The sequence below is a fragment of the Pseudomonas sp. BRM28 genome (assembly GCF_002939405.1).
Lineage (GTDB): Bacteria > Pseudomonadota > Gammaproteobacteria > Pseudomonadales > Pseudomonadaceae > Aquipseudomonas > Aquipseudomonas palmensis.
The window spans coordinates 5,787,283-5,802,204 of sequence record NZ_PEFV01000001.1; the positions used below are offsets into that span (position 1 = coordinate 5,787,283).

Sequence of the window (14,922 nt, forward strand, 5' to 3'; positions counted from 1 at the left end):
CGTGTCTTATGAATGGTTGTCTGCGCCGCCGTGACCGGCGTGGCGGGCCAGCCAGCTGTGCAGCTGGGCCAGGTTGAGGCTGAACTCGGGCATCTGCGCCAGGCCCGCGTTGCACACCTCGTTGACGATCGACTGCAGCAGGCGCGTGGCCTGCTGGCAGGCCAGCAGTGCGTTGAGGTCGTGGCTGAACAGGTTGAAGCTCCACACCCGCGACTTGAGTTCCAGGCCCACGAACCAGCGGAACAGCAGGTTGTAGTTGAGCTGTTCGTAGAGTTGTTTTTCGCTGGGGACCGAATACAGCAGCTGCAACAGCAGCAGGTGCATCAGGGTGTGCGGGGCGATGCTCATCGCGTTGCGCCGGGCCAGGTCGGCCAGCTCCTGCGCGTGGGCGGCCAGCAGTTCCTCGACCCTGGGCTTGAGCATCACCAGCGAATGGCCTGGCGGGATGCAGCTGGAGACTTCCTTGAGCGCGCTTTGCCAGTCGTCCTGGGACACGATCCACACCCAGGGTGCGCCGTAGCGGTACACCGACACCGGTTGCTTGCGCGCGGCTTCGACGATCTTCGCCAGGCGTTGATCGAGTTCCTGCATTCCGACTTTTGCGTAGCGTTCCATGGTTCCCATCGCTCCACTCCCTTCGTCCCTGTGCGGCTGCGCAGTGACTGCACATACCCATGACGGGGGTGGCGCTTTGCTACCGAACTTTTGTCACCAAAGCTTCATGAAGAGAGATGCAGGGCCTGGGCTATCCAGTGCCCTCAGGGTCGTGCGCCGCCTGCGCGGCGCTCGGTTTGAAGAGCGCCACAACTTCATCGACTGGCGCCTGCCGGGCCCGCCCCAACCGCCCGCCCCTCACCCCTGCTGCACCCAGACCAACCGAACCGCAAACCCCACCAGCAGCCCACCAAACACCCACTGCTGAACCTTCTGCGCCAGCGCGCGCTGCTCCAGTTGGCGCCCGACCCACCCGCCGGCCAGTGCATACACCCCATCGAACATCATCCCCATCACCACCAGCACCAGCCCCAGCAGCGCGAACTGCTCACCCACCGCCCCCTGTGCGGGGTGGATGAACTGCGGCAACAGCACCGAGCAGAACAGCAAGGCCTTGGGGTTGAGCAGGTTGGTCAGAAAGCCCTGCGCTATCGCCGCCCTCCACGTGCCCCGCACCGCTGCACCCCCCGGGCCCTGCACTGCACCCGCCACGGGCCTGAACATCTTCACCCCCAGCCACAGCAGGTAGGCCGCCCCGGTGTACTTGACCACCTCGAACGTCCAGGGCAGTACCTTGAACAGCGTCGCCAGCCCGACGGCGGCCAGGGTCACGTGGCACGCACGGGCAACCGCCAGCCCCAGCACGGTCGCCAGCGCCGCGCGGCGCCCCTGGCGCGCACCGGTCTGCAGCAGCAGGATCATGTCCGGGCCCGGCATCAGGTAGATCATCGTCAGGGCAGTCAGGTAGAGCAGTTTTTCGTCCATTTCAACGACCTCAGGCTGGGGCAACAGAGTGAAAATTCTATGCCGGAAGGTCGAGGCAGGTGCTTGCGTTATGCGCCCGCAACGGGGCTATTATTGGCAGGATGTACCAATTCGATACCTAGCCACAGGCCACTTATGCCAAACCACGACCCAACCTACCCCAAGCTGGACGGTTACGACCAACGCATCCTTGGCGCACTGCAGCGCGACGGGCGCCTCACCAACGTGCAACTGGCTGAAGAAATCGGGCTGTCGGCTTCGCCGTGCCTGCGACGGGTGAGGCTGCTGGAAGAAGCCGGGGTGATCCGCGGCTACCATGCCAGTCTCGAAGCCGAGGCAGTCGGCCTGGGGTTGACGGTGTTCGTGGGGGTGAAGGTCGAGCGGCACCATGAGGTCGAAGCGGAAAACTTCCGCCTGGCCGTGCTGGCCCTGCCCGAGGTGGTCAGCGCCTTTCTGGTGTCGGGCGAGTCGGATTTCCTGTTGCATGTGGTGGTGCCGGATCTGCGCGGCTATGAGCGGTTCCTGACCGACACGCTGCTCAAGCTGCCGGGGATCCGGGATATCCGCAGCAACTTCGCAATCAAGACGATCAAGCCGCAGGGGGCGCTGCCGCTGGGGCACCTGGGGCGGTAAGCGGGTAGCAACGACCGGCCCACCCGCCCCGAACCGAACCTGGCAACCCTACAGCACCAGATTCCCGCGCTCCTCCTCCGTCAACCGCCCCCGCGCCTGCTCATCCAGCGCCCCGGCCCCCAGCACCTGCACCGGGCTCTGCGGGTTGTACTGCGGCCCCAGGCTCGCGCCCTCCTTGCCCGGCACCAGGCGCTCGGTACCAAACCCCAGCACCTGCACGGTGATCACCGACGGCTGACGCTGGCGGGCCGCGGCCTGCTGCTGGCGCACCGCATCTTCGGCGGCCTGGGTCGCCGACGACGCCGCCGCACTCGCCGACGAGATCGCGCCGGTGTTCACCGCCGCCACCACCGGCATGCCCTTGGCATCACCCTGCACCTGGATGTTGGCCGCGTTCACCACCTGCAACGCGGCAATGTTGACGTTGCCCGACACCCGGATGCCCGCCTCCCCCGCATCGATGGTGCCCAGCGGCGCAATCAGGTCGATGTCCCCCGGCGGCACTTCCACCACCGGCGCCAGGGTGGCGATACCCGCACCGGTACTCGGCACCGTGGGCGACAGGCTGCTGTTGCCCCAGGTGTCGTACAGCCGGCGCGGCGGGGTGTAGACCACCGTGGTCTTGGAACCACGCCCGGCGTTGATGTCGCCCTCGGCCGACCAGCCCAGAATCGACCCGCCAAAGGTGGTCATGATGCGGCTCTGCCCCAGCAGGATGCTGCCACGCGCGTACAGCTGGATATCGCCGTTGCCCTGGGTGATCACCCCGGCGCCGGCCGGCGGCGCCTCGCCCTCCACGCCGAACACCTGCTGGCCACCGGGGGTGAGCATCTGGATCGCGCCCCCCACCTGGGTACGCACCCCGGCCCCGCCGAACATCAGGATGTCGCCGTCGTAGCGGATCGGGTTGCCGGCCACGTCCTGCTCGGGGAACAGCGCCGCGATCGCATTGCGCCCGCGCAGGTAGCTGCCCTGGCGCGGCCCGCCCACGGTGTTGTACTCCAGGCCGCCGGCACGCAGCTCGGCAAAGTACACCTGGCGCGCAAACACCGCCTGCTCGGTCGCCGGCAGGCTGGCGAACCGCGCCCGCGCCTGGGCCGCATCGCCCTCGAAGGCGTAGCGCTCGGCCAGCCATTGACGCAACTCCTCGGCGTAGGTCTTGGCCACCTTGCCCGGCTGCGCCGCCAGGCTCTGGTTGCTGTCGGCAAGGTTGGCCGGGTTCAGGTACAGCTCGGCAAAGCGCGCATACCCTGGCCCCTGGGCGCCCACACCGGCCTGCAACACCAGGCTTGCGCCGGGGCGGTTGTCGCCGGTGACGATGGCGCCCAGGCTGGTGATGGCCGCGCGGTCCTCCTGGCGCAGGTCACGCCCGGCACTGACGGTGAGCGTGCCGGGGCCGGCCACGTTCAGGCCACTGAACAGGATGTCGCGCCCAGCTACCACCTGCGAATGATCGGTGGCGTGGTTGTGCACGAACAGGTTGCCGCTGGACAGCGCCAGCGCACCGACGATGTCCGACATCATCGCCGGCACGTAGGTGGTCTCGCCAAGGCCGGTACCGCTGTACACGATGTCGCGCCCCGCCATCATCCACACCGGTGCGGCGCCCTCGTACCAGACGGCCCCATTGCGCGCATTGCCGAAGTTCAGGACCTCGCCCGAGCGCACCCCCACCAGGTCGCCGCTCACGGCGTAGATGCGCGCCGGCTGCAACTGCCCGTAGGCATTGGCGGTGCTGGTGCTGCCAAAGGCGAACAGCGGGAAGCGACCCGCTTCCAGGTCTGCCGCAATCCCGTCTGGCCTCTGGTTGCTGACGCTGTGGCCGTTGTAGCTGCCGATGAAACCCGGGTTGAACGGCGTGGCCAGGGCCGACGGTGCGGCGCCGGACTGGTTGATCGCATAGCCACCGGCGTAGATCGAACCCTGCGCCACAAGCTGCAACTGGGCATTGGCCGAAGGTGCCAGCAGCAACGAGTAGCCACTCGCGCCCTGCAGCCGGTTCTTCTCCCGGTACTGCGCGGAGTTCCCGTAGTACAGGTTGCCGGAGGCCGCCACCGCACGCAGGATCGACGGGTAGACAAAGCGCCCGTCGGTGGGCGAGGTATCCAGGCCGGACAGCGCATCACCGCTGACCGGCTGGGTCAATTCGATCAGTTGGGTGCTGGGGGTCAGGTCACCGCCCGCCGAGAACAGGTCGATGGCAGTGTTGGCCGTCCACAGGCTGAACCAGCTGTTGCCGCCCCCCGCCGCCGTGCCGAACGGCGTGGTGTTGAGCGTGGGCACACGGCCCGGGTCGGCCGCCGCCCCCAGCACCAGGTCGCCCCGGGTGCTCAGTTGCACCGTGGCGTCGCCGGGCACCACCACCAGGCCGCCTTTGGCGCTGGCCAGGGTGGCCTGGAACGGGTCGTAGGCGCGGGTTTCGTGGCTGTCCTGCTGTATCCCGAGCGCGCCGTAGGCACGGTCGATACCGCCCAGGGCCGCTGCCGACACCTGCAGGTTGCCGCGCAGGTTGACCAGGGTACCCTGCAGGTCATGGGCGGCCACGCCCAGTACATCGGCGTTGTCGCCACGCCCCAGGGCCGCCTGGGTCGGGTTGACGGCGCCGCCGACCTTCAGGTTCAGGTCGCCGCCACCGCCCAGCGTCAGGCTGCCATCGCGGCCCACGCGGCCGGTGCTGCCCACTGCCAGCTGCAGGGCCTGGGTACGTGCGCTGTCGTCCCACTGCGTGCGGTACTGGTCAGCGGTATTGCCGATCACATCGAGGGTGCCGGCCTGCCCGCCCACCGTGACATCGAGGTTGCCCCCGCCCAGGGTGCCGAAGCCGGTGAAGCCGGCCACCACACTGTTGCGCTGGTAGCGCACATAGGTGCCAAAGTTGATCCACCAGGCCGTGGGTATCTGCTCGTCTGCCGCCAGCGCGTTGCCACTGCCCTGGCGCCACAGCCAGTTGCCGACCTGTGCAGTGGGCAACTGGTAGGCCAGGCGGGTCAGGCTGCCATATTCGCGGCTGAGGGAGTTGCCCGTCAGGTTGTCCCCCACCGTCAACAGCAGGTTGCCACCCTGCTCCGGGTACCAGGCCTGATACAGGCTCTGCGCGCCGCCATCGACCAGCGCCTCGTAGCCGCCGAGAAACTCCGGCAGCACCTGCCCGTCATTGGCCTGCCCGCGTGCCAGTTGATAGGCGGCTGGCACCGGGGTCGCCGTACCGGCGGTGTACACGCCGAACAGCGTGGTCATGTCCAGGTTGCCGGCGGCGATCAGGTCCAGGTCACCGGTACCGGTACGCAGCACGCTGTAACGCGAGGCGCCGCCGGGCACCGTGTCGTGCTCGGTGTTGCCCGGCGCGGTCATCACGCACCAGGTGGGGAACTCATCGCACAGGGTGGGGTAGCCAATCGCATCGAAGTCGATCAGATCGCCCGGCCTGGCATCTGCGCCAAACCCGTCGATGCCTTCCTGGGTCCAGGCCAGGCCACCGCCGGCGGCCGGTGCCCTGGCGCACCAGGTGGGGAACTCGTCGCACAGCGTGGGGTAGCCGATGGCGTCGAAATCGATCAGGTCACCGGGCCTGGCGTCCACGCCAAAGCCGTCGATGCCTTCCTGGGTCCACACCAGGCCGCCGCCGGCAGCCGGTGCCCGGGCGCACCAGGTGGGGAACTCGTCGCACAGCGTGGGGTAGCCGATGGCATCGAAGTCGATCGGGTCGCCGGGCTTGGCGTCCACACCAAACCCATCGATGCCTTCCTGGGTCCACACCCAGCCGGCACTGGCGCCTACCGCCAGCATGCCCACGTGGTGGTCGGCCAGGCGCAGGCGCCCGCTGGCGTTCGGGTCGGCCAGGCGCGGGTCGGCCGCCGTGGTATCGGCACCGGCCACCACGCGTAGGTTCCACGACTGCGAACCGGCCGGCAGCATGCTGGCGACCGCCCAGTTGGTGCCCTTGCCCTCGCTGCGCAGCGCCACCGAGCCCACGCCCCCCAGCTTGATATCGGTGCGCGGCGGAATGATCGCGCCGCGTTGCAGCACCAGGTTGCCCGCCAGCAGCACCAGGTCATCGGCGCCACCGTTCAGCAGGTGGCCCGGATCGGACGGCAGTGCCACGCCTTTTGGCCAGGTCATGGCCGTGACAGGCGTGTTGACCACCAGCCGCGTGCCGGCACCCAGTTGCATGCCCGCTTCCAGGCGCAGCGGGGCCTCCAGGCGGGTGCCCGCCGCCAGTGCCTGGCTGCCGTCGGCGTTGTAGAGCGCCGCCGAGAGCACGGTGCCAGCCGGCAGCTCGATCGCGGCCGAAAGGGTTGCACGCACTGGCAGCACAGCGCCCGAGGCCAGCACGCGCGCCTGTATCGGCAGGTCGTAGTTGAGCACCTGGCCGGCCAGAAAACCGGTGCCCTCGTGCAGCTCGACCCCGCCGTTGGGCACCACCACCTGGGCGCCATAGGCCAGGCGCCCTTCCAGCAGCACCCAGCCGCCGTCGTCCTGGGTCTCGGGTGGCGGCGCAAAGCCGTCGTTGATGCTGCCCAGCACCTCCACGTCGCCACCGGCACGCAGGCTCAGGCTGCCGGCCTCGCCCGAGCCGTACACCGCGCCGGTCTTGTGCACGTTGGGGTTGAGGCTGGCATAGCGGTAGCGCGACAGGTCGAGGTCGCCGCTGACCACCAGGTCGCCGTCGGTGATCACTTCAAGCCCCGGGCGCAGGTGGAACTGCTGGGCGTAACCCTTGACCAGGCCGGCGAGCTTGCCATTGACCAGCGCCGTGTTGGCCAGGGCGCTGTCGATGAACTGCACGCTTTGCGCGTGGCGTGCGTCGAGGTAGGCCTGGTCGATCTGGACATAGGGCTTGCCGCTGACATGCGGGTCGACGCCCTGCGGGGCCGCATGATCGCGCGCCATGGCGAACAGGTCGATGCGCTGCGCACCAAGAATCGACAGCGCCTGCGAGGCGTCGATGGCGATGTCGCCATGGGTCGGGTCGTCGGCCCGCAGCCGCGGCGCATACAGCGCCAGGGTGCCGCGCTCGCGGCCATCGTGCTGGCCGGCGGCGCCGCCCAGTGGTGCGTCGGTGCCATGGCGCAGGTCGATACGCACGCCACGCGCCAGGGTCAGTTGCCCGGCACCGGCATTCAGCTCCACCGTAGCCCGGTTGGGGCTGTCGATGATCTTGCCGTAGCTGTCCACGCGCAGCACGCTGCCATGTGCATCGAGCACCGCGCCCTGGGCCAGGGTCAGGCCATTGCCGGCGGCCAGGCGAATGCTGCCGACACGCTCGCCGCTGGCATCGATCAGGCCGTTGACACGCAGATGGCCGTTGTCCAGCGACACCTGCACCTGGTTGGCGCGCACCCCGTTGCCGATCTGCAGGTCGCCCTGCTTGAACTGGAAGCGCCGGCTGCCATGCACGCCGCCGTCGTTCAGGCGCTGGTTGAGCGTGGCGAAGGCACTGCTCAGGTCACCGGCCAGCCCCTGGGCACGCAGGGTGAAACCCGCACCCGCGTAGGGCACCTGGGTGCCCCCGGCATCGTAGTGGCCGGAGCTTGCGCCCAGGAGGCGGCCTTGCAGGTCGACCTGGCCGGCACTGGCGTCCAGCGCCACCACCTCCAGGCTGCCGGCCTGGTTGTGTTCGGCGTGCAGGTCGATGATCGAGCCGGCCGCCTGGTGGATGTTGCCGTGCTGGCTGCGCAGGATCACGTCACCGCCCCAGCTGTACTTGTCCAGGTCGTTGAGGCTGACCTTGCGCCCGGCCAGGTCCAGTTGCGCCGCCTGGCCCAGGCGCAGGTCGCCCTGGCTGTCGAGGGTCAGCTTGCCGCTGGGCAGTGCCACGCGGGTGTCGAGGTCGATGCGCTGCGCGCTGAACGACCATTCGGCGCCCAGCGCCCCGGCCTTGAGCTGCGCGTCGGCGGTGCTCGGCGCCGCCCCCGCGAGCATCTGCAGGGCACCACCGACGCGCACCTGGTTGACCGAACCGGCTTCACCGGTCACCAGCGGGGTGCGCACCAGCAGGTTGCCGCCGCTGTAGCGGTAGCCTTCACCGGTCACATACTCGCCGCGTGACTGATACACCGACAGGCTGCCACGGTGGTTGGCAGTCAGGCGTTCGCTGGCCAGCAGCGCCACGTCGCTGAAGCCCAGCGCCAGGCGCTCGAACGCCGGCTGGCTGCTGCTCTGCGCCTGCGGGCCATACCCCAGTTCGATGCGCCGGGCTTCGATCTGCAGCCGCCCGCTGCCGGTGCCGGCACCGTTGCCGAGCAGGGCCGGCGCGGCCTGGGTGGCGCCACTCCAGATCAGGTTGCCGGTACGAATGCTGGCCACGTCAGTGGCCGCGCCATGCCCGTAGATCGCCGGGGTGCCCAGCACCAGGTTGCTCAGGCGCGACTTGCCGGTCGCCGGGTCGAGGGTGTCGAGCGCGGTGGTGCCGAAGAAGTTGAGGCTGTCCTGCACGGTCAGCGTCAAGGTTTCCAGGGCCGGCGCGCCACGGCGGGTATCGCCCTGCAGCAGGCGGTCGAGCACCTGCTGGTTGAGGGTCAGGCCGCTGGGCAGGTAGCCCGCCGCAGCGGCGGCGGCCAGGCTTTGCGCACTGCCGACGTTGATCGCGCCCACCGCCAGGGTCAGGTTGCGGGTGCCGAAGCGCACCTGGTCGTCGAGGCTGAAGCGGTTGTTGGTGGCGGCGGCAATGGTGCCTTCGGAATACAGCTCGGTCTGGCCGCTGCACCGCGTCAGGCAGCCGCCGATCAGGATGCTGCCCGGCCCGGTGATCGTCCCGCTGGGCGCTTGCGGCGCCAGCACGTCGACCCAGCCATTGGACACGATCAGCAGGCTGCTGTTGTGCGGGTTGTAGAGGTAGCCGTCGCGGCTGTCGTAGGCGGGTGCGCCCTGCCCGAGCGTATCGATGCTCGCGCCTTGCTCTATGTTGATGGCGCCGGCGATGCGCCCGGTAACCATCAGCACTTCGGCGGCCTTCAGGTGGGCGCCACCCTTGAGCACGATGCTGGTGCCCCTGGCATCACCGAACAGCAGCTGGTTGCCACCCTGCCCGTACACCCGCTGCCCGGCATGGCCGATGCGCAGGCTGCTGGCACCCAGGGCGTTGAGCTGCGACGCGGCAATGGCGGTTTCGCCGGCACCCGGTGTGGCGGGCGCGTTGTCGCCGTGGATCACCAGGGTGTCGCCGAACAGCACCGTGGCGATGCTGCCGTGGCCCTTGTCCGCCGGTTTGTTCAACAGCACGCCCTGCATGCTGAAGCCGGGCCGCGTGGTGTCGTTATGGCCCAGGTCCAGGGTCAGGCCCTTGGCATCGATGGGCAGCGCGGCACGCGGGATACCCAGGCGTGCGGCATCGTCGAGCAGGAACTGGCTGAAACTGGTTTCGTTGTACTGCGAGTACCGACGCAAGGTGTCGGCACCGGTCAGTATCAGGTGCTGCGACAGGGCATCGCCCAGCCCGCTGCCGGCGATCGAGCGCTTGCCGGTCAGGCCCCATGAGCCATTGCGCAGCGCCGTGGCACCTGCCTGCGGCGCGCCGACGCTGGCCTGGCCGTTGACCTCGACACGGTAGGCCCCCGGCAACAGCGCATAACTGGCCGGCAGCAAGGTGTAGGTGCCGGCGGGCAGGCCCGGTACCCCGGCGTCCAGGGTGATCTGCTGGCCCACCAACGGCATCGAACCCGATGGCTCGCCCGCCACCGCTTCGGGCGCCACGCTGGCCTGCACACCGGGCACGATGGCGTACACCGGGTTGTTCGCCAGGCCCGGCAGGCTGAAGCTGCCATCGGGGTTGTTGCGCACCAGCGGGTGATAGCGGGCATCGGTGGAGCCGCCGCGCCCGGAGATGAAGCCGGCGCCGCGCACATCGCCACCGCCGGACAGGTCGATTACCGCACCGGGTTCGACCGCGATGCTGCCACCGCCCAGGGTCACGTTGAGCCAGCCGTTGGGCAGGCTCTGGCCCAGCACCGTGCTGTTCAGCGACTGGCCGGCGAAGTTGTACACCAGGCCATCTACGGTGCCGCCATAAGGCATCACCAGGCCGGCGGCACTGACCGAAGTCAGGCTGCCAGGGCGCAGGGTCACTTCGCGGGTGCTGGCGGTGCCCAGTACCAGGGCGCCGAGGGGCGCGCGCAGCACGCCCTGCTGGTCGATGGTGTCGGCCTGTATCGACAGCGCGCCAAACAGCGAATAGGGCTGGGCAGGCGTGGCCGCGCTGCTGCGCGCAATCTTCACATGCTCGGCCTTGATCACTGCCACGGCATTGGTGCCAGGGTAGATCTGCGCCGCGCTCAGGGTCAGCGTGCCCGGCGCCACCAGCCGCGTGTCGTTACCGCCCAGTGTCTTGAGCAGGCGCAGATCGCCGCTGCTGTTCAGGCTGACCTGATGGAAGCCGCGTCGATCGATGCTCAGCGCTTCACTCACCCCCGTGCCGAACTTCAGGGTATTGCGTACGTCGATCAGCGCCGCATCCACCTGCAGCATGGCCTGATCGGCTTGCGACGAAAGCGCGATACCGATCTGATTGTTGGTGAGGCCCGGCCCGGCCGGCGGCAGGCTGGTGTACCCGGCCAGACGCACATGCGCAGCCGACAGGCGCACCCGGGTATCGGCGCGAGCCCCTTCGGCCAGCCCCAGTGCACCGGCATACAGGTGCAGGCTGCGCGCCGGTTGCAGCGTCACGTCGTCGGTAAAGCTGATCACGCCGCGACTGAACAGCGTCAGTGCATCGAACCCGCCCTGCGCCACCTGGGCCACGCTGAGGTGGCCATGGCCATGTTCCAGCTTACCGGCCTGGTTGGCGAAGGCTTCCCCGCGCGGGCTGATACGCAGCTCGCGCTGGCGGATGGCCTCGGCATAGGCCGGGGTGATCGGGTAGGTACCGCTCTCCAGCGCAAGGGTCAGGCTGCCGCCCGCCACGCCAGCGCCACCCGCCGCTGCGCGCAGCTCGCCGTCCACGTACAGGCCATTGATCGAACTCAGGCTGATGCTGCCGCCTTGGCTGGCCAGCCGAGTCGCGCCAACCCCGGGTACATCGACGCTCATCTGGCTGCCGGACGCATCCAGTACAGCGCCGCGCTCGACCACCACGAACAGGTCGGGGGCCAGCGCGCCACCCAGGTTGGGGTCGAAGGTGCTGCCGATGACGATACTGCCGCCCTGGCGCAGTTCGCCATAGCGCTCGCCACGCGCGTCCACGGCGGTGACGGCACGGGCCGATACGTCGAGCAGCGCCCCGGCGCCGACCCGGATCGCCCGTTGATGCGGCTCGAACCGCACCGCACTGGTCAAGGCCTCCTGCACAACAGTGTCAGCCAGGGTGATCTGCCCGCCGTGTGCCACCAGGCTGCCGTCAACCTGCAGGCCACCGGGGCTGCGCAACGTGATGGATTGCCCGTCATCGACCTGGATACGGCTGCCGCTGGCTACCTGCAGCCAGCGTGACGCCACCTGCTGGGCCGACTGGTCCAACTCGCTGCCCGCCTGCAGCAGCAGGCTGGCACCGGCGCGCTGGGTCAGAACGCCCTTGGCGGCGTTCTCCAGATACTGCGGTGGCGTCCACAGCTCCAGCGCCTCGGCCGCCGAACGGGCATCGCCACGCAGGCGGTACACCGGCCGCGTCACCTGCACCTGGCTGTCGGCCGCCACCTCCAGGCGCTGGTTGCCCACCACCTCGTAGCGGGCAAAGCCCTTGGCGAAGAAATCGCTACCCAGGTTCAGGCTGGCCGCCGGGGTGTCGGCGCCGATGCTCACGGTGTCGCCGCGCAGGGCCAGCGTGCCGGCACCCGTGGTGCCGTACCCGCGCAGCTCGCCGCCCAGCAGCAACTGCCCACCGGCCCCGCCCGAGGTCAGGCTGGCCAGGCTCAGGTCGCCACCGGCACCCCCGCGCCAGTTGCCGTCGGGGGTGCGCGCCGCGCCGCTTTCCACACTCAGCACACTGCCCTGGCCCAGGCGAATGTCGCCGGTGCCACGCAGGGCCAGCGAACCGCCGTCCAGCCAGGCCGACAGGTCGGCGGGCTGCGCATTGACGCCGTCCTGGCGCCGGCCGCTGGCCTCCACGCGAACCCCGTCGGCCACCTCGATACGCGCGGCCAGGCCGGCATTGCCGACCCGCAGGCTGTCCGAGCCGCGTTGCAGGTTGCCCAGCAGCAGGTCGCCGCCGTGGCTGACCAGGTCGGCGTTTATCTGCACCTGTGGCGCCAGCAGGCTCAGGCCGGCGCCGTCGGCCAGGTTCAGCGCCTGCTCCAGGCGGATGCTCTCATACGCGGCCACCTGCAGGCCGCCAAGCTCGCGCAGGCGCTCGGCCTCCAGGCGCAGGACGCCTTCGCGCTCGGCCTCGACCGGGGCGTCGAGGGTCAGTGAGCCGCCCTGCACCTGCGAGCCGATCACCACCTGGTGCAGGTTGCCCGCGCCGGCGTTGAGCACGCTGCCCGTGGCGGTGGGCCGGTAGTCGCCAACGATCAGCTGTGCGCCGCGGGCCTGGCTCAGCTGGCTTTGCCGGTAGCCGTCGAGGCCGGCCTGCGGGGCCTGCAGCTGGTGGTCGCCCTTGAAGGTTTCGCCCAGGATCTCACCGCCCAGCTGCGCATTGGCGGTGCCGACCACCAGCCGCCCGGCATCGCGGCCAACGGTGTAGCCGTTCTCCAGGCGCTCGCGCGGGGCGATCAGCGGGCTGTAGAAGTAGCGGGTCTGGCCCCAGCGTGCGCTGTGCTGCTCGTAGCCCTTGTACACGCCCTGGTACAGCACGTCGCCAGGGGCACGCGAGAGGTTGTACAGGCGCCCGTCGGCGCCCTTGAGCCAGGTCTGCTTGAGGTAGCCGGTGGCCACGTCCAGCGTGCCGCCCGAGAGGTTGACCAGCGAGCCGGCCTGGGTCACCAGGTCACCCCCGGTGAAGCTCACCGTGCCGCCCTGGGCCAGCCACTCGCCCAGCCCGTGGCTGCGCGTGCCGAGGTAGCCGCCCACTTCCAGCAGGCCGCCGGCGGTGTACCAGCGCTCGCCCTCGTAGCCGTTGGTGCCGGCGGCCACGTGCACCAGCTCGCGGATGTCGACCCACACATCGGTGCTGTTGAGCGCGCCGCTGTCGCGGTTGCCCGCCGCGTCGCGCTGCTCGTTGCCCTGGATGTTGACCTTGATGCTGTTGCTGTCCATGGCCAGCTTGACCCCGACCGCGCCCGCCACGTCCAGCACCGCGCCGTCGCGCAGCAGGCTGCGCTGGCCGGCACTCACCGCCACCTGGCCGCCGGTGGCCAGGGTCAGCGAGCCGCCCTGGAAGTCCACCGTGCCGCCACTGACGATCTCCACCCGCGACAGGCTGCGGTCATCGGCCACCGCGCTGAGGTTGTCGAACGCGCCGTTGCGCTGGTTGACCTGCCCGCCCAGGTCCTTGCGCACCGCCTCGCGCTGGCTGTCCAGTGCGCTGCCGGGGTTGGCGTCGATGACGATGGCAGTGGTGCTGCCGGCGGCCAGGGTCACGTTGCCGGTGCGGTCGCTGGCCGCGTTGAGCAGGTGGATGGTGCCGCGGTTGTCGATCGAGCTGGTGGCCACGGCCACGCCCTGCTGGCGCACCTGATGCCCGGTCAGGGTGATGTCGCCCTGGCTGGCCTGGATCAGCCCGCTGTTGCTCACCGTGCCGGCCGTGCTGCCGGCCTTCAGCGTGGTGGCTACCTCGTTGCCGCGGGTGGTGGAGTACGGGTTGCCCGCCGTGCCGACGCCCTTGCGGATGTAGAAGGTATCGCCCGCCGCCAGGGTCGCCTGGCCCTTGGCGTTGATCAACTGGCCGGCGTTCTCCACCTCGTGGCCCAGCAGCAGGGTGTAGCCACCGCCCTGGGTGGAGCTGGCCGGGGCGTGGGTCTGGATCAGCGCGCCGCGCTCGACCATGACCTTGCCGGCGGCATCGGTGAAGGTCGGCTGGCTGCCCAGGCTGTCCACGTACAGGCCGCGCTCGGTGAACTGCTGGTCGCTGATGGTGGCGGCGGCCGCCGTCAGGTTGCGCACGTTGATCTGGCTGCTGCCGCTGAACACGATGCCATTGCGGTTGACGATCATCAGCGTACCGTCGGCCTTGATCGTGCCCTGGATCTGGCTGGGCGCGACGCTGTTGCCGACGCGGTTGAGCAGTGCCCAGTTGGCGTCCTGCTGGAAGGTCAGCTGGGTGTCGCGGCCGACGTTGAAGGTTTCCCAGTTGAGAATCGCCTTGTCGGCGGTCTGCTTGATCGTCACCTGGGTGGTGCCGCCCTTCTGCGTCTGTACCGGAGCCTCGGCGTTGGTGAACAACGGCTTGCCATTGGCATCGAGCAGCGGGTTCAGGCCATTGCCGCCCAGGCCGTTGTGGATGCTCGAGGGCGCCGCCAGCGCGGCGGCGCGGCCGGCCGCCTGGGCAGCCTGTTGCGCGGCGATGGCGGCCACGGTGTTGTTGAGGTTTTGCAGCGAACGCTGCAACTGGGCATTGGCACGCTGCTGCTGGGCCAGCGGCGGTGGCAGCCCCGGCAACTGCACCGCACCGCCCTGCCCGCCCGTACCGCCGGCCTGCGGCGCGCTGCCCTTGGCCGCGAACCAGGCCGAACTGAACGCCGCAGGCGCCGCCTGCACGCTGCCGGCCAGGGCCAGCAGCGCAATCACCTGGGCCAGCGGCTTGAGCCGCAGCAGGGGCATATCGGCCTGACGGTGGGTACGGTGGGAGGGCGAAGCAGCAGTGCCAAGGCGCATTGCAATCAATCCTTTTCTGGTCCATCGCGGTAATGGGATGCCACACGCCGGTGCGGCCGGTGACCTATGACATAGGCGGTTGCACGGGCGGCAGACCGAACCTTTGTCACGCAAAGTTCATGTGATCGG

General features: G+C 69.4%; 3 protein-coding genes and 1 pseudogene. 1 reads left to right on the forward strand and 3 read right to left on the reverse strand.

Going from position 1 to position 14,922, the window contains the following annotated elements; translation table 11 throughout:
* Positions 1–6 precede the first annotated feature (6 nt).
* Positions 7–321: pseudogene (locus CR917_RS28315) on the reverse strand (transposase); the annotation flags it as partial.
* Positions 322–852: 531 nt separating this feature from the next.
* Positions 853–1,479: a LysE family translocator gene (locus CR917_RS26470; protein ID WP_078481895.1), complete on the reverse strand. Its 627-nt coding sequence runs from the start codon at positions 1,477–1,479 to the stop codon at positions 853–855.
* 135 nt (positions 1,480–1,614) lie between these two features.
* On the opposite strand from CR917_RS26470, the gene CR917_RS26475 reads away from it, so the two are divergent.
* A complete protein-coding gene (locus tag CR917_RS26475; protein WP_058541157.1) occupies positions 1,615–2,112 on the forward strand; it encodes an Lrp/AsnC family transcriptional regulator in 498 nt (165 codons plus the stop codon).
* 48 nt (positions 2,113–2,160) lie between these two features.
* Here the strand turns inward: CR917_RS26475 and CR917_RS26480 are convergent, their stop codons facing one another.
* On the reverse strand, positions 2,161–14,793 hold the full coding sequence (locus CR917_RS26480; RefSeq protein ID WP_256589751.1) for a filamentous hemagglutinin family protein: 12,633 nt from the start codon (positions 14,791–14,793) through the stop codon (positions 2,161–2,163).
* Positions 14,794–14,922 lie beyond the last annotated feature (129 nt).

Excerpts from the sequence above, each read along its gene's own strand:
- CR917_RS26470 (WP_078481895.1), bottom strand. The coding sequence starts at position 1,479 with ATGGACGAAAAACTGCTCTACCTGACTGCCCTGACGATGATCTACCTG.
- CR917_RS26475 (WP_058541157.1), top strand. The coding sequence starts at position 1,615 with ATGCCAAACCACGACCCAACCTACCCCAAGCTGGACGGTTACGACCAA.
- CR917_RS26480 (WP_256589751.1), bottom strand. The coding sequence starts at position 14,793 with ATGCGCCTTGGCACTGCTGCTTCGCCCTCCCACCGTACCCACCGTCAG.